Annotated in this window: 11 protein-coding genes and 1 pseudogene; 7 read left to right on the forward strand and 5 right to left on the reverse strand. The window is 52.7% G+C overall.

The genetic code is table 11. The annotated features are described in order from the left end of the window. Position 1 precedes the first annotated feature (1 nt). The gene (upp, locus tag Q31b_RS11525; RefSeq protein WP_146599812.1) at positions 2–637 is read right to left on the reverse strand and encodes a uracil phosphoribosyltransferase; all 636 of its coding nucleotides are present in this window, start codon (positions 635–637) and stop codon (positions 2–4) included. Positions 638–1,291: 654 nt separating this feature from the next. On the opposite strand from upp, the gene hemE reads away from it, so the two are divergent. Further along, the gene (hemE, locus tag Q31b_RS11530; RefSeq protein WP_146599813.1) at positions 1,292–3,217 is read left to right on the forward strand and encodes a uroporphyrinogen decarboxylase; all 1,926 of its coding nucleotides are present in this window, start codon (positions 1,292–1,294) and stop codon (positions 3,215–3,217) included. Positions 3,218–3,228: 11 nt separating this feature from the next. Here the strand turns inward: hemE and Q31b_RS11535 are convergent, their stop codons facing one another. After that, positions 3,229–4,572 (reverse strand): MFS transporter, encoded by a 1,344-nt coding sequence (locus Q31b_RS11535; protein WP_146599814.1) that lies wholly within the window; start codon positions 4,570–4,572, stop codon positions 3,229–3,231. Between the two features lie 266 nt (positions 4,573–4,838). On the opposite strand from Q31b_RS11535, the gene Q31b_RS11540 reads away from it, so the two are divergent. Then, entirely contained in the window at positions 4,839–5,909 is a 1,071-nt protein-coding gene (locus tag Q31b_RS11540) for a hypothetical protein (protein WP_146599815.1), read from the forward strand. An 8-nt stretch (positions 5,910–5,917) separates the two neighbouring features. Here Q31b_RS11540 and Q31b_RS11545 read toward each other — a convergent pair whose 3' ends face one another. Beyond that, positions 5,918–6,682 (reverse strand): 6-phosphogluconolactonase, encoded by a 765-nt coding sequence (locus Q31b_RS11545; RefSeq protein ID WP_146599816.1) that lies wholly within the window; start codon positions 6,680–6,682, stop codon positions 5,918–5,920. A 302-nt stretch (positions 6,683–6,984) separates the two neighbouring features. Between Q31b_RS11545 and Q31b_RS11550 the strand changes: the two genes are divergently transcribed. Further along, positions 6,985–13,062, forward strand: a complete 6,078-nt coding sequence (locus Q31b_RS11550) for an alpha-2-macroglobulin family protein (protein WP_231617488.1) — start codon at positions 6,985–6,987, stop codon at positions 13,060–13,062. Positions 13,063–13,316: 254 nt separating this feature from the next. Here Q31b_RS11550 and mqnC read toward each other — a convergent pair whose 3' ends face one another. Both mqnC and Q31b_RS28160 read right to left on the reverse strand, forming a co-directional pair. Further along, positions 13,317–14,492 carry a cyclic dehypoxanthinyl futalosine synthase gene (mqnC, locus tag Q31b_RS28155; protein ID WP_197171432.1) on the reverse strand — a complete coding sequence of 392 codons (1,176 nt, stop codon included), beginning with the start codon at positions 14,490–14,492 and terminating at the stop codon, positions 13,317–13,319. A 99-nt stretch (positions 14,493–14,591) separates the two neighbouring features. After that, positions 14,592–15,362 (reverse strand): annotated as a pseudogene (locus Q31b_RS28160) (menaquinone biosynthetic enzyme MqnA/MqnD family protein); the annotation flags it as partial. A gap of 598 nt (positions 15,363–15,960) precedes the next feature. Here Q31b_RS28160 and Q31b_RS11560 point away from each other — a divergent pair. The 4 genes from Q31b_RS11560 (at position 15,961) to Q31b_RS11575 (ending at position 20,503) form a co-directional block, all read left to right on the forward strand. Continuing rightward, on the forward strand, positions 15,961–16,293 hold the full coding sequence (locus tag Q31b_RS11560) for a HesB/IscA family protein (protein WP_146599818.1): 333 nt from the start codon (positions 15,961–15,963) through the stop codon (positions 16,291–16,293). A 254-nt stretch (positions 16,294–16,547) separates the two neighbouring features. Continuing rightward, the gene (gene speA / locus Q31b_RS11565) at positions 16,548–18,488 is read left to right on the forward strand and encodes a biosynthetic arginine decarboxylase (RefSeq protein WP_146599819.1); all 1,941 of its coding nucleotides are present in this window, start codon (positions 16,548–16,550) and stop codon (positions 18,486–18,488) included. Between the two features lie 124 nt (positions 18,489–18,612). Continuing rightward, on the forward strand, positions 18,613–19,413 hold the full coding sequence (locus Q31b_RS11570) for a tetratricopeptide repeat protein (RefSeq protein ID WP_146599820.1): 801 nt from the start codon (positions 18,613–18,615) through the stop codon (positions 19,411–19,413). A 166-nt stretch (positions 19,414–19,579) separates the two neighbouring features. Further along, positions 19,580–20,503: an SHD1 domain-containing protein gene (locus Q31b_RS11575; RefSeq protein ID WP_146599821.1), complete on the forward strand. Its 924-nt coding sequence runs from the start codon at positions 19,580–19,582 to the stop codon at positions 20,501–20,503. Positions 20,504–20,624: the final 121 nt, after the last annotated feature.

Genomic DNA, 20,624 nt, shown 5'->3' on the forward strand with positions numbered 1-20,624 from the left:
TCTATTCGGTTTGAGGCGTGTCGAAGATGCGGTCTCCCGCGTCACCTAGACCAGGCACAATAAACGATCGATCGTTCAATTCAGGATCGACAACCGCGACAAATAATTTAACCTTAGGGAAATCAGACAATACTCGATCCACACCTGGCTGAGCCGCAATGATGCTCAAGATTCGAATCTCGTCGACGCCCCACTCAATCAATCGCCTCACAACCAAATCGACGCTACCGCCAGTGGCCAACATCGGGTCGAGGACCAAAGCGACATTCGGGGCACCTGACATCGGCAACTTGTCATAATAACCGATTGGCTCAGCGGTTTCTTCGTTTCGATAGAGCCCCAAATGCCAAACAGCAGCATCGGGCAGCAATTGTTGAAGCGGTTCGACCATGCCAAGCCCAGCACGCAAAATCGGAACCAATCCAATCCTCACCGCCAACTCGTGACAATTGGCGTCGGTGATCGGGGTTGGAACCCGACAAGGCTTGGTCGACAAGTCTTGTGTCGCGTAAACGCCTACCAACATGGACAATCGCCCGATCGTTGCACGGAACTCGCTCGACCGGGTCGTCTTGTCACGAAGCCGGCAAAGATGGTGCTCGACAAGCGGATGATCGATCTTGATTAAGTTGTTCACTCGACTAGAACCCTTCGATGAATAGTAGCCGCGTCTCGCCGAGACGCGAACATCAACAGTAGCCGCACCAGTAGCCGCGTCTCTCCGAGACGAGAACCACCAACAGGATCCACCCCAGTAGCCGCGTCTCGCCGAGACGAGAACCACCAACAGTAGCCGCGTCTCGCCGAGACGCGAACATCAACATTAGCCGCACCAGTAGCCACGTCTCTCCGAGACGAGTACCACCAACATTAGCCGCACCAGTAGCCGCGTCTCTCCGAGACGAGAACCACCAGCGCCGGAGATGTTCTCGTCTCGGAGAGACGCGGCTACTGGAGATGTTCGCGTCTCGGAGAGACGCGGCTACTAATAGTAAAGCCTACGCAGGGCGACCGCTAGAGTGGCCGGCTTTCGGTCGAAACGCCAAGGGGAGCGGGGGGGGCGGCGGACCAGCGGTCATTTGACACTCTTTGGGCAGCGGATTCCGTTGGTCATCCTCCGGCAAAAAAAGACATTTCAAACGAGATCCTCCACCACCAACCGTCGTGATCCGCTCTGACAATCGACGGAACTTGACACTTTCCCGACCTACTTTCCAGGCGACATTTACTCTACAATCACGTCGAAATTCATCTTTTACAACAACGTTTCTCTTTCCACACTTTACTCGTCATGTCAAAACCGTCTGCAAATTTCAACGGGCTTCATATTGCGGCATTGGAAAGCCGCCGTGCCGAGGACATGACCCGTTTGATTCAGCGGCATGGTGGCGAGGCACATGTTAGTCCTTCGATGAAAGAGGTTCCCATCGAACCGAACCGTGCGGCGATCGATTTTGCCCACCGCGTGATGACGGGTGAAATCAGTACGATGATCTTGATGACCGGTGTCGGTTTTCGCTATTTCTTAAAAGCAATCGAAAAGCATCTCGACCAACAACGGTTCCTCGATTCTCTTTCCGACATCACAACGATTTGTCGTGGCCCGAAGCCAGCCGCGGTGATGCGTGAATTCGGGCTCAAACCCACCTACCGGGCCCCTGAACCGAACACGTGGCGTGAGTTACTGCAAACGATCGATGCCAATTTATCGATCGCCAACCAAACCGTTGGTCTGCAGGAATACGGAATTACCAACGCATCGCTAATCGCAGGACTTGAGGCAAGAGGTGCAACGGTTGAACCAGTCCGAGTCTATGGATGGGAATTTCCAAGCGATACGCTGCTGCTCGAAGAAAACGTGCAAGCTTTGGCGGCTGGCCAGCGTGATGTGTTGTTGGTCACCAGCGCCCATCAAATCGTCAATATGCTGCGAATGGCAGAACAATTGAATCGAGTTGACTCCTTGCGGCGTGGTTTGCATTCGACGGTGATCGCTTCGATTGGGCCGACGACCAGTCAAATGCTTTTCGAATGTGATTTGCACGTTGACATCGAACCATCGCATCCGAAGATGGGGCACCTTGTGACGGAAACCGCGGCTCGTAGCGAAGCTCTCGTTCAAGCAAAGCGTCGACTCAAACCGATCGATTTAAAGCAGGAATCCATGGCGGAGAGTTCCCCCTGTCACGACTCGCTATTCTTGCGTGCATGTCGCGGTGAAGCCACCGAGCGGACTCCCGTTTGGCTAATGCGTCAAGCGGGCCGATACATGTCCGAGTATCGCGAGGTTCGATCGCAACACACTTTCTTGGAGCTTTGTGCCAATCCGAAGCTCTGTAGCGAAATCATGTGTACCGCCGTCGATCGATTGGGGGTCGATGCGGCAATCATTTTCTCGGACCTGTTGCCCATTTTGGTGCCAATGGGTCTCGACCTGGAGTTCGTCAAGGGAGACGGGCCAGTGATTCACAATCCGGTCCGAACGGCTGCGGAAGTAGACCGCATCCAACCGCTCGACCGGCCGGAGGAACTTGATTTTGTTTATGAAACCGTTCGGCAAACCCGCAAAGACTTGCCAGCGGAAATGCCACTCATCGGATTCGCCGGGGCACCCTTTACTCTAGCCAGTTATGCGATCGAGGGTGGTGGCAGTCGCCAGTATTCGCATACCAAGAAATTGATGTACGATCCATCGTCGGCATGGTCCGATTTGATGAGCAAACTGTCCGATGCGATCACCGTTTATCTGAACCATCAAATTGCAGCGGGTGCAAACTGCGTCCAATTATTCGACAGTTGGGCGGGATGCTTGTCGCCGACGGATTACATCAAGCATGTATTGCCTTGGATGAAACAGATCATTGCAGGGATCGATCCATCGGTACCCGTCATCAACTTTGCGACGGGCAACCCAGAGCTTTTGCCGTTACTTCGCGGTGACCGGCGAACGGTCGTTGGCGTCGATTGGCGTATCCCGCTCGATGTCGCTTGGCAGCGTATCGGGCACGATTGCTCGGTTCAAGGAAACCTTGACCCGACCATTCTCTTGGCCGATCCTGATGTGATCCGAGAACGCGTCGCCGACTTGCTTGAATCGGTCGGCGATCGACCGGGACACATTTTCAACCTCGGTCACGGCGTCTTAAAAGAAACGCCCGTCGAAAATGCCATTGCCCTAGTCGAATGCGTGAAAGAACTAAGCGTGCGCTCGTCATGATGGTGTCTTAGTTACTGCGGGCGGTCCGCTCGCAGCGATGCGGCTAGCAGGATGACAGCGAATAGGGCGCACAGCAACGTGGCGACGCGATAAGTATCAAATTGGTCGTGTGCCACACTGAACAAATAGGGGCCAACCGCCGTCCCTGCGACGACCAGAGAGGTCGAAAACCCCGAAATGGCACCGAGGTGTTTACGGCCAAAGAATCGCGGCCACGTCACCGATGCAATAATACCAAACATGCCTTGCATTAGCCCCATTCCCAACACCACAAATACGACCGACGTTTGCGAGCCCAGAAACGACAGGCTCAAAGACAGCATGACGATTCCAATCAGTTGTACCATCGCCAGATACTTTAGCTTAACAAAATCGCTCAACCAACTGGCAACAAATTCAACGACGACGCTAACACAGGCGGCCGGGATGAAGATGGCCACCGCCTCACGACGCGGCATTCCTGCGTCAGCGAAAAAAGAGACCACGTGAAAGGAAAGGGACGTTAACAGTAAGCCAGATAAAACGGTGCAAAATGTGAACACCCAAAAACTGTACGTGCCTCTCGCTTCCGATAACGTAAAGTGCCGCCCGTTTCGAGTTTCGGGGTGGATATTCCGAGCGTCCTTCGCGAACGGCCCGTCAGGCAATAGTCCATGGTCTTCGGGTCTCGCTCGCCCAAAACAAAATGCGATGATTGCAAACGAGGCAACGAGTGCTGCAATCGTTTGCCATGCCCATTGCCAGCCACCCTTTTGGATCAGCCATTCAAAAAATGGAGGCGTCAAGGAAAAGCCAAACGCGACCGAAATCCCGATGAAAGCCAACGCCATACCACGACGCTGCTCAAACCACTCCAGCACCATGTTGCGTGATGACAACGTCAACATGCCTTGTCCAAAAAAACGCATCGCGAAGAAGCCTAGCATCAAGACGGCCAAGGACGTATAGCTGCGATCGACGCTTGGTAAAAACGCTGCGATGGACTCGGCGATTTCGGCCGAGAAACTCATGCCGGTCAAAGCCAGTGATAACATCAATGCCGCAGCGGCGGACATCCAGCGTCCTCCATATCGGTCGTACCAACGACCAGCACGCGTGATCAACAATGCACTGGAAATCGTACCCACCAAGTACGCAAAGCTGATCCAACTGCGAGACAATTGGTGAGCATCCATCAAAAAATCGGTGAACACCGAGACGCCGATCGTTTGCCCCGGGGCACTGGCCAGAACCCCCAGCGTTCCCAGTGCTAACGCGACCGTGCCATAAAAGAACGGCAGGCGAGCGGGATCGAACGGAAATTTGGCGAGTGGCGAGCCAGGTGTCTGTCCAGGTGTCTCGCGAGCAGATTTCATGTTGACCACCATCGTCTTTTAAGGAAAGGTCAACATTGGACTTTACTTCCGCATTCATGTCAGCGGGGATTGACAAGGGTGTGTGCAAATCGTAATTGCTAAGGGCGTCAGAAAAAAAAACTTCCGCAATAGCCGTTTCATTCCATCGCGACAGGATCGAGCACGAGGCTCGAAAGCGGGGCCGAGCCAATCGGCGGACGTTTTCTGCTCGGGGAGTAGGGAGTAGAGCGACATTCAAGCAAACAGCCCAAAAACGGGAATCCGTCATGACATCACTTCCACCGATCGTTTGTCCATTCTGCGCAATTCACTGCGACGATATTCTGCTCGGCAACGACCGTGGGTCTGGCGGAATCAACCTAACGGACTGCGAGCGGGCGGCGGAAGGGTATCATTCCCTGCTCGATACCTCACCGCCTCCGCGCCTCGGAAGCGAGTCAGTAGCACAGCAACTGATTTTCGATTTTGCAGCGGAGCATTTTGCCAACCGCTCTTGTTTGAACGTCGTAACTTGTGGCACCGATCTGTCGACAGCAAAAACGCTTCAAACGCTGGCGGGTTTAGGGAAGATCAAGCTGTGGATCGACGAGACCGTCTCGGAAGCCGCATGGCGGACAGCGACTAGCCGCGAGGGGAACGTGACCGCAACCATCGGCGATATTCGCCGTCATGCGGATCTGATTTGGCTGATTGGTGATGTTGCACCTTCGTACCCTCGCTTGCTAACACGATTGGATGCAAAAGGGAAACAGGTCGTCGCATCTGAGCAATGGGACGCGGAATCTCTAGCTGAGTTGTACTTTCGCTTACGACAATCGGACTCCGATGAACCAAACAAGCTCCAACCAGACAAGCGGACGCCTGCGATTCGCAACGCCTCCTACTTGGCGATCGTGATCGGTCCCAATGCATTTGCACCGAAAGAAGCCATTTCGGTCGCAAGTTTGCTTGCGAAAATGGTTTGGTATTTGAATCGGAACCAGCGAGCGGTCACGCTGCAAATCGATCGAGCGGCGACCAACCGATCGCTAACCGCTTGGCGATCCAATGCAAGTTTACCGAGCATCACGGATTCGATGTCTTCAGAAGGAACCGTCGATATCCGTCTGGGCAATGCTTTGTTTGACAAACGAATGGCCAGCCTTCAAATCGGGGGTGTCGACGATGGAAGGGCGAGAGCACAAGCCTACTTGCCCGCATCGACCGCTGGCATCGACACAACGGCCATGGCCATCCGAGGCGACTCGACCGTGTCGCTATCGTTGGAACAACAAATCAAAACGTCAAGCCAAACCGTTGGCGAGTTACTGGCAAGGCTGGTCGAGGCTAGCGGCTGAGAGCGGGCTTACCGAACGCGTTCCATTTGGTCGAGAGACTTTCGTTTTAGCTTGCTGGCGGCGGCACGATCACAGACAATCGTCGTGCCATGATGCCACTGCAGGATACTGGCAGGTACCTCGGGGTCAATATCCCCTTCGATCGCTCGACATACCGCTCTCGCGTTGCGATCATCAGGGACCGCACAATAGATCGTCTTGCACTTCAAGATTTGTTGGATCGACATTGTCACGGCATGCTGCGGAACTTTGCCGAGTGACGGAAACCAGCCTTCGCCAACTTGTTGTTTGCGAAAGGTCTTGGCGAGCTTAATGCTGATATAGGGGTCGACGATTTGAAAATCGGCAGGCGGTCCGTTCATCGCCAAGTCAGCTGATTCCCCCATCGAGATCAGCGCCAAATCGATCGTGGTGTTTTCTAGTGGTCCAGCCATCTGTTCGATCGATTTTGCCACCGGCTGTTTTCCGTCGATGTAATGGAAATCGGCCAAGGACACTTGGTTTGCAAAACGCTCATGCAAATAGCGGCAAACCGAGCCTGGGTCGTCGCTTTTGATGCCAACATATTCACCGATTTGGAAAGCAACGACCTGCGACCAATCGACTTTTCGTTGTCTTAAGAGAGCTGCAATCACTTCGAATTGGGCAGATCCCGACGACAAGACCATCGACGCTTTGCCATTTTCTTCGATGGCTTGACGAAGCGTTTCAGCGGCGTGCTTGGCAATCCACTTGCCCATCGCTTGCCGGTTGGCTGCTAAAATCGTACGCATGGTCGTTTTCGGGTTTTGGCGAAGAGGTCCGTGATAGCGAGTTTGAATAATTGTATTGTGCCAGACTCCGAGGGAAAGAACGAGGTGGAGTGAATAATTTCTTAACGCGGCTACTCCGCGATGTCGCTCTGCTTTCCGCCCGGAGAGCAGAATGACAATCGAGCAGAATGACAATCGGGGGCGAACACGAATCGAAAAGTTTCGGATCCTTCCTAATAAACCGACGGCTCGTTCGTTGACATCAAGTTCGCCCTGCTAGAATAGGGGCTTCTGTGTTTCAATCTACTTTGGATGTTTTCGTCATGTCGATTCGCAAATGTTGCTTCGCAAGCTTTCTTGTCATCGCGTCGGCTGCTGGAGTGTTGGTTCCGACTTGGATTTTGGGACAAACGACTGGTCAAGGGCAAGGAGAGCGAGAAATGAACGTGTCAAAATCCGGTTGGGAAGGCGTGCAAGAGGCTATCAATAAAGGACTTCCGAAAACGGGCATCGAGAAGCTCGAGCCGATCATTGAGAATGCAAAAAAGAGCAAGGATTATCCCGAAGCGATTAAAGCGATCGCAATGAAAATTGCCCTCGAAGGGAACATTCAAGGCAACCGCCCCGAGGAGAAAATCGTTCGCTTGGAAGAGGAGATTGAAAAGGCACCGGCAGAAATGAAGCCAATGATGCAATCGGTGTTGGCAAATTGGTATTGGCATTTCTTCCAACAAAATCGCTGGCGGTTCATGCAGCGGACGCAAACATCGGAACCAATGAGCGATGATATCAATACCTGGGATTTGGCCCGTATTCTCGAGGAGGTTTCGAAGCATTTTGACAAAGCGCTCGAAAATGAACGACAACTAAAATCGACACCCATCGCCGACTACGACAAACTGCTCGAAAAGGGAAACGCTCCTGACGATCTCCGCCCCACCCTCTGGGATTTTGTCGTCTACGATGCTCTGGACTTCTACCAAGCAGCGGAACAGGCAGGGTCGCGTGCAGAAGACGCATTCGACTTAATGGCCGACAGCCCCGTGTTCTCGTCGGTCGAAGATTTCCTTGCTTGGCAACCGCAAACCGAGGATAAAAGTTCAGCGACGCTCAAGGCAATCACACTATACCAAAGACTGCTTTCCTTCCATCAAGATGACGAGGATCCATCTGCATTTCAGGATGCCGATTTGGCTCGTTTGGTATTCGGAAACAACCAAGCGTTTGGCGAAGAAAAAACAACTCGCTTCAAGGCGGCACTGAGTCGTTTTGTTGAACAGTACTCCGCCGATCCAATCGCTGCACGCGCACTACATGAATGGGCACAGGTCGTTCATGGCGAAGATGACTATGTCAAAGCTCACGAAATCGCTAGCCGGGGGATGAGTCAGCACCCGGACTCGGTGGGTGGACGCCGTTGCTATAACCTGATCCAACAAATCGAAGCTCCTTCCGCGGGTGCGACGACGGAGCGAGTTTGGAATGACCCCTGGCCAACGATCAACGTGACTTACCGCAACGTCGAAAGGGTTTATTTTCGAGTCGTACCGTTCGATTTCGAGGAATATGCGAAGTCCAATCGGTGGTCGCCGAACCAACGAGACCAAGAGCAACGGAAAACACTACTCGCTACCAAGCCGATCAAAGCATGGTCCGCAAAGCTGCCGAAAACCGAGGACTATCAGGAGAGACTCGAGCAAGTTCCGGTGCCAACCGACGTGCCATCTGGTTCGTATTTCCTAATCTCCAGTTACCGCGATGACTTTAGCGAAAAGGACAACCAACTTAGCATGACCGAGATTTGGGTTAGCAAGTTGGCGTTGGTGCTACGTACCGCGTACGGCAAGGGGACGGTCGAAGGATTCGTTCTCGATGCAAAAACGGGAGTGCCACAGTCCGACGCGGTCGTCCGCATGTGGGCGAGAAACAACCGCGGTGCTCGCACCGAATTGCCGACGCTGAGAACCGACTCGAACGGCTTGTTCCAATACAAAGGGGCGGGGCAAAATGGCCTGCTCCTTCACGCCGCCGCTGGCGGTGACGGGCTTTCGTCCGAAGACAATGTCTCCACCTACGAGACGAGAAATCAGCCAAAGACGATCGAGCAAACTCGGTTCTTTACCGATCGATCGATTTATCGACCTGGCCAATCGATTCGCTACAAAGGGATTTGTTTGCAGTTCAACCAAACGAGCAACCATTATCAAACGATTGCCAACGAAGACGTCACCGTTGTTTTCCGTGATGTGAATGGCAAAGAAATTGAAACCTCCCGTCATCGGACGAACGATTACGGCTCCTTTTCAGGCAGCGTCACCGCGCCGCGCGACCGTCTGATGGGATCGATGTCTCTGGCGGTCAAAGGGGGCCCGAACGGGCAAACTTCGATCCAAGTCGAAGAGTATAAACGACCAAAGTTCAAAGTAACAATTGATCCTGCAAAAGAAGCTGCGAAGCTTGGCGGCCTGGTCAAACTGGATGGCGATGCCACCGCTTACAGTGGTGCCGCGATCGATGACGCGCTCGTCAACTACCGGGTCGTCCGCGAAGTACGCTACCCGATTTGGTGGTCCTGGTCCTATGGCCGACTCTGGTTCCCAAACCAAACGGGCGGCGACCAAGAAATCACTCATGGAACAGCTCGTACCGATGCGAACGGGAAGTTCCAGGTCGAGTTTACTGCAACGCCTGATTTGTCGATCCCCAAAGAGAGCGAGCCAACGTTCGTCTACACGACTTATGTTGATGTGACCGATTCCGCAGGCGAAACGCGGTCCGATGAGCGAACGGTACGCGTCGGGTATACCGCACTATCCGCAGAGGTGACCGCGGACGATTGGCTAACCAGCAAGGAACCGGTGGAACTATCGATTCGCACCACGTCACTCGATGGCGAAGGACAGTCGGCAAAGGGAACCATCAAGGTCTACTCCCTTATTCAACCTGAAAAGGTCGTTCGTCCACAACTTTCTCAAACCATCTACGCTCGTCGCATGGGTACCCACCAAGCCCCGAAAGACATGTCGGACCCGAACTCGTGGGAACTGGGCGATCCAGTCGCCGAAGAATCGTTTGAAACCGATGGAGCGGGCAAGGCAAAATGGAGCGTCCCGCTCGAGGCTGGCATTTACCGTGTCAAGTTGGAAACGCGGGACCGTTTCGGCAAGGTAGTTTCCGCGTTATTGCCAATCGAAGTCCTCGATGTCGATGCCAAGAAGTTTGACATTCAAGTCCCTGAGCGATTCTTTGCTCAGAAAGATTCAGTCGAACCGGGCGAGACATTCCGAGCGGTTTGGGGTAGCGGCTATCCGACCGCTCGAGTGTTTGTCGAAATCGAACATCGCGGCAAAATCCTGAAGAGCTTTTGGTCCGACCCCAAGACGACTCAGTTGCTCATCGAACAACCAATCGACGAGTCGATGCGAGGTGGATTGAGCGTTCGCACGACGATGGTCCGCGAAAACCGAGCTTACCTGAACACTCGAAAAATTGATGTGCCGTGGTCCAACAAGAAGCTAACCGTCGAGTGGGAACACTTTGTGTCGAAACTGGCTCCAGCGGCCAAGGAGACTTGGACCGCAATCGTTCGCGGACCGGATGCCGAGAAGACGGCTGCTGAAATGGTGGCGACCCTGTACGATGCATCACTCGATGCGTTCCAAATGCACAACTGGCGAGATAGCTTTAACGTCTTTTACCAAGATCATTCGAATATGGGATTGAGTTTCCAAAATTCCCTACAACCACTCCAGCGACTTCACTATGGATGGCAAGTCGATAGGCGTGACGGCACGCTGACCTATCGGCACTATTCGAACCAGATCATTCAAAATCTGTGGGGCTATCAATTCGGTCGCCAGATGAGAAAATCCTATGCCTTTGGTGGTGCCCCGAGGGCTGAAAGCATGAACATGGGTGGTGGCGCGCCGATGCCAGCCGCAGCGATGAGCAGGTCAATGGCGGCCGATGGTGTATCGGCTGCAGACGAATCGATCGACATGGCCGATGCTGAAATGGCCGAATCGATGCCGGCTGATAAACAATCGCACCAAGCTGGTACCGAAGCGCCAGGCAGCAAAAAATTAGACCTTGGCAACGTTTCGGCTCGCAGCAACATGAACGAGACCGCGTTCTTCTTTCCGCATCTCATCGCCGACGATGATGGCAGCGTGCGGATCGAATTTACAATGCCCGAAGCACTCACCGAATGGAAATTCATGGGGTTTGCCCACGACACCGAATTGCGTGCTGGGCTATTGACCAGTACGACCGTGACAGCAAAGGACTTGATGGTCCAACCCAACGCACCACGTTTTGTTCGAGAAGGGGACGCAATCGAATTCACGGTGAAAGTCCTTAACCAATCACCGACCTCGCAAAGCGGGCAAGTTCGCTTGTCGTTCGCCGATGCAAGAAGTGGCAACAACGTTGACGATGCATTGTCCAACGATACCGGTGACCAATCCTTCGATATCCCCAGCGGTGAATCGCGGACACTTTCGTGGAAGATCAAAGTGCCCGAAGGGATCGGCTACCTAACCTACAAAGCCGTCGGTTCGACGGGCAAACTCTCGGATGGGGAAGAAGGTTATTTGCCTGTCTTGTCGCAGCGGATTTTGGTGACGGAATCGTTACCGCTGCCAATCCGAGGCAAGCAAACGAAATCGTTTGAGTTTGAGAAACTCATCCACTCGGGCGATTCGGATACGCTTCGTCATCAATCGTTGACATTGCAAGTCGCATCGAATCCATCATGGTACGCGGTGTTGGCACTTCCCTACTTGATGGAATATCCACATCAATGCAGCGAGCAAACGTTTAATCGTTTGTATGCGAATGCGTTGGCACGTCATATCGCCAACAGCGATCCCAAAATTGAGCGGATCTTTGAGCAGTGGCGAGGCACTCCGGCCCTCGACAGCCCACTCGAAAAGAACCAGGATCTGAAGTCGGTCATGCTGGAAGAAACCCCTTGGGTCCGCCAAGCGGATAACGAGAGCCAAGCTCGCCGGAACGTTGCCATATTGTTCGAGCAAAATCGATTGGACGACGAAACGAAACGAGCGTTGTTCAAACTAACCGAAATGCAAATGGAAGATGGAGCCTGGCCGTGGTTTCCGGGTGGACCGGCAAACGATTACATCACGCTTTACATCACGACCGGGTTCGGCAGAATGCGACATCTTGGGGTTGATGTCGATGCCGGCGCAGCCGTCCGCTCGCTCACGCGACTCGATAGCTGGGTCACAAAACGCTACAACGATATCAAACCTGCGGATCGTGACCGGAACCACTTGTCGACAACGATTGCGTTCTACTTGTACGGACGTTCTTTCTTCTTGAAGGACCAAGCGATCGCAGCAGAGCACCGTGAAGCCGTCGATTACTGGATCGCACAAGCCGAGGAACATTGGTTGAAGCTATCCTATCGACAATCGCAAGCCCATTTGGCGATTGCTCTCAAACGATTCGGCAAAACGAAACCTGCCGAAGCAATCATGCGTAGCATCAAAGAACGCAGCGTCAGCGATGATGAGATGGGCATGTATTGGCGAGAAAATGAATTGTCGTGGTGGTGGTATCGAGCACCAATCGAAACGCAAGCGATGATGATCGAAGCGTTTGACGAAGTCAGCAATGACCGCGAAGCGGTGGAAGATTGCAAGGTTTGGCTCCTAAAGCAGAAACAAACTCGCGATTGGAAAACAACGAAGGCGACTGCCGACGCGGTCTACGCATTGTTGCTTCGCGGCAGCGATTTGCTGGCCTCGAACGAATTGGTCCAAGTCGAACTAGACGGAAAGCCAATCGAGCCGACCGATGTCGAAGCCGGCACGGGTTTCTATCAGGAACGGTTCAGCAAAACAGAAATCAATCCTGAAATGGGTAACGTCACCATGCGAAAACTTGACGACGGCGTTGCTTGGGGCAGTTTACATTGGCAATACTTTGAAGATATCGCCAAGGTAACCCCCTACGAAGGTACGCCATTGACTTTGGAAAAACAGCTTTTTGTAAAAAAGAACACGTCGCAAGGACCTACGTTGACCGCAGTGGATGGACCGATTTCCGTGGGCGACGAATTGGTCGTGCGGATTGTGCTTCGCACCGATCGTGATATGGAATATGTCCACATGAAAGATTATCGCGGCAGCGGAACGGAACCAGTCAACGTGTTGTCAAGCTACAAGTATCAAGATGGGATCGGCTATTACGAATCGACTCGCGACACGGCAACCCATTTCTTTATTGACTACTTAGCGAAGGGCACGTACGTATTCGAATATAGCACTCGCGTCCAACTGCGAGGCGAATATCAAACCGGCTTGGCAACGATCGAGTGCATGTATGCACCGGAGTTCAATAGCCACAGCGAAAGCTTGCCGATCGTGGTGAAGTAGCGATCGCCGAATTTGGGGTCAAAGAGTCGTTTCGGCGATCGCCTCGGCTCTTTGACCATCGTTGCTCTTTGACCATCGTTGCTCTTTGACCATCGTTGCTTCCGCCGGGCTTCTCCCCCGGTTCCGAGCAGCAACGAGTGGTTGCCGTTGGTATCCTCCGCGGAGGCAAGTTGTAGCCCAAAGAACGGAAACCTGGACCCACTGACATTCCTGTCATGTCAACGCTGAGCAGTCCAGCCTGTCACCCCAACGGTTCAGGTTGCTTTCATTTGCACCAACGGGGACATTCGATTGGCTTCGATCGCCTTTTGTTGTTGCGCGAGCGGCACGAGTTCGTATCGCACATTGCGTTGCCGCGGTTCAAAGCCGTTTTCTGAGATTGCTTCACGGATTTGATCGAGCGTCAGGAAGTGTACGGTGCCAGCTTCAGCCACCACGTTTTCTTCTAACATCAGACTCCCCATATCATTGGCACCAAATTGCATTGCCAATTGGCCAATTTTCAATCCTTGGGTCACCCAACTACTCTGCAGATTGGCGATGTTGTCCAGATACAACCGGGAAACGGCCAGCGTTTTGAGATATTCAAACGAACCGACCGGCGGGATGTGCGACAGTTCCGTATGGTCGGGCTGGAATGTCCACCCGATGAACGCGGTGAAACCACCCGTTTCGTCTTGCAATTGACGAATCCGTTCGAGATGTTCTATCCGCTCGGCCAACGTTTCGACGTGTCCGAACATCATCGTTGCACTACTGACACCGCCGAGGTTGTGCCAAACTCGCATCACATGGAGCCAATCATCGGTCATGACTTTACCGCGAGTGATTTCGCTGCGGACGCGGTCGACTAGGATTTCGGCACCACCGCCGGGGATACTGCCTAGGCCGGCCGCTTTGAGTCGCGACAAAACCTCCTCGATCGAAAGGTTGTTGACCTTCGTGAAGTGATGAAGTTCGGGGGGGCTGAATCCGTGGACGTTCAAATCGGGAAACGCCGACTTGATGTCCTGAAGCATCTCTTCATACCAGTCGAGTTTGAACTTTGGATGAAGCCCACCTTGGAGCAGAATTTGATTTCCACCAAGATCAACGGTTTCTTCGATCTTCTTGAGAAGTTCCGCGCGAGGCAGAACGTATCCCTCCTCACTCTTCGGGCCTCGATAGAACGCGCAAAAGTCGCAAACAGCGGTGCAGATATTTGTGTAGTTGATATTCCGATCGATGTTATAAGTTCGATAGGGTTCGGGGTGCATACGCCGTGAAACGAAATCCGCGGCGCGGCCAATCGCAGCCAAATCGTGACTTTCGAGCAAACGCACTCCGTCGTCGACGCTAAGCCGCTGCCCAGCAATCGCTTTGTGCAAAATATCTTGAATCGACGACTTGGCTTGCGGTGTGGAAACGGTGGGTGGAGCAGGAGCGATCATTTTTTCGATAGACACGGTTTCAAGGGGAATCGTTCGGTTAGCAGGTTCAGAAGGCAAACTGCAACGATTGGGGACAAGACTCAATTTTTTAGCCAAACGATGGAACATTTCGAGCCCATTTTGTTCGCCTGGGCCAAAGTGGAAGTGTAGGTTCTCCAAAAAATAGCGATGAACGTCTTCTTTGGTCAGCCCATGAGAGGCAGCTTCTCGGTAGGCGATTTCTTCGGTTGCTTCGGCGCCGCCGTCTCGGCATTCCTCCAAAATCTTCGCTAATTTTGCCACGTCATCGGGTGGGATTCCAGGCCTTGCGGCCCAGACGGCGAACACGAAAGGCATTTCGGAAAAGCGGCACCAGCGATCACCGAGATCCCAAATCTCATGATAACAGCCTGGCTCGGGACGCATTGCCCGGTCCCCAATGAGCAGAATCGCGTCCGCGTCCACCTGTTCGGGAAGTTGATCGATCTTGAGGGGAACGATCTCAGGACGCAAATGATACATTTCCCAAAGCAAAACTTGAACCAGTGCTGCACTGGTTCGACTTCCCTCATCAAGAGCCAATCGTCTGATTTGGCCCGCTGGGACGCGACTCAATAGACGCACGCTCCACACGGGACCTCGGCAACCGATTACGGCGGTAGAGACCATTTGGTAAGCCGGGTCCGCCAAAAACTCAATGGAAGGAATCAGCGCGACATCGAGCTTGTCGCGGGCCAAATCATCCGCCAACCGACTCGGCAAATCAAACGATAAATGTCCAAACTCACCCAGTTTCCCCGCTAAACCATGCACCAGCGGCTTGGTATTCAGATAGGAAACCGCTCCTACACGAAGCATTTTTTGCATGGTCATGGGCTCCAATCGCGACATGGGGTCGGCAAGGCATCCGGCGGGTAAATTTGCCAAAAATAACACGACGCCGAAACGTCCAGCGTCATGGGTTTTAACCGGAAAACCGTAGGTTGAGGCAACAATCGCTCCAATATGAACAAAAACACAGGTGTGCGGTAGTGGATTCCGTGAAGGAGTGAACCGAAAAACGCGATATGGACCCCCGAGCGTCAGGATCTTTAACAAGATCCACTACACGAACCGGTAGTTTTCTCGCTTTTGCGTCGGGATCTTTAACAAGATCCACTACACGAACCGGTAGTTTTCTCGCTTTTGCGTCAGGATCTTTAACAAGATCCACTACACGAACCGGTAGTTTTCTCGCTTTTGCGTCAGGATCTTTAACAAGATCCACTACACGAACTGGTCAGGATCTTTAACAAGATCCACTACACGAACTGGTAATTTTCTCGCTTTCGTGCACCGATCTGGGAAAACATCCGCGATGCCGCTTGTCGAATGGTTGCCTTTGTGAATAGGATACTAGGGATGGAACAACGGCAGCAATAGTCGATGACATGAAGTTCCAACTCGTATTTACCAATTCAAGACTCGCCCGATGAGGGGTTTAACGACGATGGCAGTCAAATTAACGGAACGCGCCGCCGAGGAAGTCAAGCGGTTTCGAAAAGAACATAACTTTGATGAGAGCATGTTGCTTCGTATCGGCGTTGCCGGAGGCGGATGCAGCGGGTTCAATTACACATTGAATTTTGACGATAGTTTCGACATGAAAGCCGATAGCAAGTACGATTGGCACGGCGTCGAAGTCGTCGTCGACAAAAAGAGTGCTTTGTACTTAGACGGCACGACGGTCGATTGGCACGAATCACTCGAAAAACAGGGGTTCACCTTTGACAACCCCAACGCAGTGAAGAGTTGTGGTTGCGGCAGCTCTTTCCAAGCTTAGAGCGATTTCCCCAATTCGAATTGAATTTCCACTTCGCAAATTTTGTGAGGTGGTTTTTTTTTGTCTTAGTGACTGGAAAAACCTTACTCGGCACTTGCTCAACCCACCATTTTTTTGAAAAGGGCTCCTTTCGATTGCGGTGATCGCTTTGCGACAGCGGAAAAGGATCGCTTCATCGGTCACTGTTCGCTGGTCCATTGCGGTGTAGAATTTTGACTTCACCTCCCATCTTGCTACCGAAGGCATTTATCTGAATGAGTACTGTCGAGCCAAAACCGTGGAACGCGATGGATTCCGCATCGCTATATGAAGTCAATCGTTGGGGTGACGGTTACTTCTTCGTCTCGGAGGAGGGTCGCTTGGTCGTATCACCAGACCGTGATCCAAATCAAACGATCGATTTAAAAAACTTGATCGATGGTTTAGTTCAGCGTGGTTTGGATCTACCAATTCTACTTCGATTCAATGGTATCCTGCGAGATCGGCTGAAACGACTTAGCGACTGTTTTGCCGAAGCGATCGAGGAACACAACTACGGATCCGGCTACCGTTGTGTCTTTCCGATCAAGGTAAATCAGCAGCGAGATGTCGTCGAGCAATTCGTCCGCCATGGGAACCAATTGGGGTTCGGTGTTGAAGCGGGCAGTAAACCGGAAATGTTGGCCGTCGTCGCGATGGCGGATTCTCAAACGCCGATCATCTGCAACGGTTTTAAAGATGATGACTTCATCCACTTGGCGATGCGTGCTCAGCAAATCGGTCGTACGGTTATTCCGGTGGTCGAAAAGGTTAGCGAGCTTGATCTAATCCTAAAACACTCGAAAGCACTCGGCGTGCGGCCAACGATCGGAATGCGAGTCAAGCTGGCGACTCGAGGATCGGGGCGTTGGCAGGCGAGTGGCGGTTACCGCAGCAAATTTGGCTTGACCGTTGCTGAAATGCTACGTCAATTGCAGAAGTTAGAAGACCTCGGCATGGCCGATTGCTTCAAGCTATTGCACTTTCATGTCGGCAGCCAAATCACTCACATCCGCCAATTGAAGGCTGCGATTCTGGAGGCCGCACGGATTTATGTCGACTTGCATCGCCGCGGTGCCGGTTTGGAAATGCTTGACGTTGGCGGTGGCCTTGGCGTCGATTACGACGGCTCCCATAGCGACAATGAATCGAGCATGAATTATTCCATACAAGAGTACGCCAAGGACGTTGTCTACTTGGTGCAAACGGTTTGTGATGAAGCGGAAGTGCCACATCCGGAGTTGATCAGCGAAAGTGGTCGGGCTGTCGCCGCCCACCATAGCGTGCTGATCATCAATACGCTTGGCGTGACTCAGCAGGGCAGCGTTCAAGATTTGCCGTCGGAAGTTCCCGATGACTTCGAACAACCGGTTCTTGACCTTTGGATGACCTATCAAAGTCTGACCACCGAAAACATGCTCGAGTCGTTTCATGACGCCCAAACGTCGCTTGATTTGGCGATGAACTTGTTTAGCGGTGGGTATTTGCCACTCGAACAACGGGTTGTTGCCGAGAACTTGTATTTTGCGATCTGCCATCGCGTACGCGAATTTGCGGGTTCGATGGAGTATGTTCCTGACGACGTCAAACATCTCAACCGCCTGCTAAGCGATATCTATTTCGCAAACTTTTCCCTTTTCCAATCGGTCCCCGACTCCTGGGCAATCGACCAACTGTTTCCCGTCATGCCGATTCATCGCTTGGAAGAACAGCCAACTCAACACGCTGTTATCGGTGACATCACCTGCGATAGCGATGGGAAAATTGATCGATTCGTCAGCAGTGAAGGGCCACAGCGGACGTTGTTGCTGCACCCGCTAAAGGCGAATGAGTCTTATCAGATTGGGATTTTCATGGTTGGAGCTTACCAAGAAATCCTAGGAGATTTGCATAATCTGTTTGGCGATACACACGCGGTACATGTCGACATGGATCAAGGATCGGTGTCGATCGAATCGGTGGTCAAAGGAGATACCGTTAGCGAAGTGCTTTCTTATGTCCAGTACGACAACCGGGAACTCAGTCGTCGTTGGCTCGAAGCGATTGAGTCAGCGGTTCGCAAAAACTTGATCGATAACACGCAAGCGGGTGAGATGATTCGCTTTTACGAACGCTCTTTAGAAAGCTATACTTATTTAGCCGAACAGAACAATTCCGTTTCCAACGTCGTCGAGTGATCGATCCGTCTCTTAGTAGGTCCGTCTCTGCGAGACAGACACAGCAGGCGCACGTTGGCGATTCCGAGTCTCGGAGAGACTCGGCTACTATTTGCACGAACCACTTCGCAAATGAGATCCATTCATGACCTCAGGTAACCCTTTGGGCAAGCCAACCTCGCCCCAGCCTCCCTCAGGACAGCCCGCAGGACAGAAGCCCGCAGGACAGAAGGTGTGGCGGCAGCGTCGGCAGGAACTCGAACATCGCATTCGGTCCTGCCCGACGGATGTGGAGCTGTACCGTGAATTGGCCGAGATCTACCGAAAAGACCAACGCCCCCAGGAATCCGCTCGCGTTTTAAACGAGGCGATTCGGATGTTTCCAGACAATGAGTCATTGTTATGGGATTTGGAAGAAGCCAAATTGGCGAGGTCGCTACAGCAGTACCGCGAAGTCGCCGACTTGGCATCGAAGCTGCAAACCAACGAGGTCGAGCGGGAGCTCAAACGCAGCAAGAACGACTGGGCTTATCGACGGATCGAGGTCTGCAAAGCCCGTCTGGATCGGGATCCATCGCTGACTCAACTGCACTTCGTCTTGGCCGAGGCCCTTTATGACTGTGGGCAATGCGACGATGCCTTGGAGCAACTCGAGCCGCTCGTTGGTCTTGACGAGTATTCACCCCAAGCGTTTTTGTTAAAGGGAAAATGTTTGCTCGAGCTTGGCCGCGAGGGCGAAGCAATGTCTGCCTTGCGGGCATCTGCGCTGCGCCGCAGCGTCCCTGCACCGCTGCCAATCCGCGTCGCAGGCCTAAGGTTATTGTGTGAAACGGCTGAACGGCTACACGTTGATTTGACCCTAAAACATTACCGCAACCAATTGGCGACCAGCGAACAAGAACTGGTCCAAAGCGTGGCGGACAATAAGGGTGCGTCAAAATCGTAGAATGGTCTTGCCGCGATGCCGCTCAGACAGCAGAGCGACAACCGCATCCAAATATCATCCAACGAAATATCATCATACGAAGCGATGAATGATTTAGGACCAAGGCGGTTTATGTTAGAATGGAGGCTGCCGTTTGTTTGCCACCCTTGTTTTGAGAGTATTGAAAATGCGTTCAATCATTCTATTCGTTCTTGTCGTAGGCAATGGCTTGCTGGGCTCTTTCGTAGAAGCCCGAACTTGGACCAGCGCCACCGGTGGATTTGCCATGGATGGCGATGCCGTCGCGTTTAACGAAACAACCGTAATCTTGAAAAAACCGAACGGCGACCTCATCGCTGTCGAACTGGCGGATTTATCCACCGAGGATCAAGATTATGTGAAGTCGAAAGAATTTGGCGAGACGCTTAGTAAATCGATCTCGGAGATGCAAACATGGACCTCCGTCGACGGCATGAAAATACGTGGACGCGTATTAGCGTATGGCCGCAAGGACTTGTCGATTTCGAGGCAATTGGGCAAGGTTGTGGTCAACGGAACCCCCTTTAGCAAAGCCGATTCGCTGCACCAGCAATTGGTGCTAAAGATCATGTCGAAGCTGGAAGGACGTCCCTTTGCGGATGAACGAGAGCTGACTCAGTGGGCAAAGTCGCTTGGGGGGCAGCCAAAGGTTTATCCTCTCGAAGGGGTTTTGATGGAACTTGAGTCGGGCGATAAAGTTGCGGTTCCCTTTTTCTTGTTTGCGAGTGAGCAACGCGAAATCCTCAAACCGGGTTGGCAGGCTTGGCTAGCCGCGGAAAAGGATGAGCAGATGCAGAAACGAGAGAGCTTGATGATGCAACAAGAAGCGATGGCTTATCAGCGAGAAGGAGCCGAGCGACGTCAGATTGAAATTCTAAGGTTAAATTTATTGGCTGCTGCAACTGGCGCAACCTCGATCTGGGAAGTCGGGCTAAGACCGATGCCTGGTGTCTATGGACGGCCAACATCGGTCATGGTGACGGCCCCCAACAGCGACATCGCGACACGAATGGCGATGCAAAACTATCCCGGCTTCCAATTGGTCGGGGTCCGCAAGGCGAGCCGCTTCTAAACCACATTTGCTGTTCCACCGCGTGCCCATCGGGCCACAAGTCTACGCGGCATGCAGACGTGACCCGCTGGGCACAGCGGTCAGCGTTAACAAAGTCGAAATATTCAAGTTTGTCAGCGGC

This window comes from Novipirellula aureliae, from assembly GCF_007860185.1.
Taxonomy (GTDB): domain Bacteria; phylum Planctomycetota; class Planctomycetia; order Pirellulales; family Pirellulaceae; genus Novipirellula_A; species Novipirellula_A aureliae.

Bases quoted from the DNA above. Each gene is read 5' to 3' on its own strand.
- Q31b_RS11570 (WP_146599820.1), top strand. From the start codon at position 18,613: ATGACCTCAGGTAACCCTTTGGGCAAGCCAACCTCGCCCCAGCCTCCC.
- Q31b_RS11550 (WP_231617488.1), top strand. From the start codon at position 6,985: ATGTCGATTCGCAAATGTTGCTTCGCAAGCTTTCTTGTCATCGCGTCG.
- Q31b_RS11535 (WP_146599814.1), bottom strand. From the start codon at position 4,572: ATGAAATCTGCTCGCGAGACACCTGGACAGACACCTGGCTCGCCACTC.
- hemE (WP_146599813.1), top strand. From the start codon at position 1,292: ATGTCAAAACCGTCTGCAAATTTCAACGGGCTTCATATTGCGGCATTG.
- speA (WP_146599819.1), top strand. From the start codon at position 16,548: ATGAGTACTGTCGAGCCAAAACCGTGGAACGCGATGGATTCCGCATCG.
- Q31b_RS11560 (WP_146599818.1), top strand. From the start codon at position 15,961: ATGGCAGTCAAATTAACGGAACGCGCCGCCGAGGAAGTCAAGCGGTTT.
- Q31b_RS11575 (WP_146599821.1), top strand. From the start codon at position 19,580: ATGCGTTCAATCATTCTATTCGTTCTTGTCGTAGGCAATGGCTTGCTG.
- Q31b_RS11540 (WP_146599815.1), top strand. From the start codon at position 4,839: ATGACATCACTTCCACCGATCGTTTGTCCATTCTGCGCAATTCACTGC.
- mqnC (WP_197171432.1), bottom strand. From the start codon at position 14,492: ATGATCGCTCCTGCTCCACCCACCGTTTCCACACCGCAAGCCAAGTCG.
- Q31b_RS11545 (WP_146599816.1), bottom strand. From the start codon at position 6,682: ATGCGTACGATTTTAGCAGCCAACCGGCAAGCGATGGGCAAGTGGATT.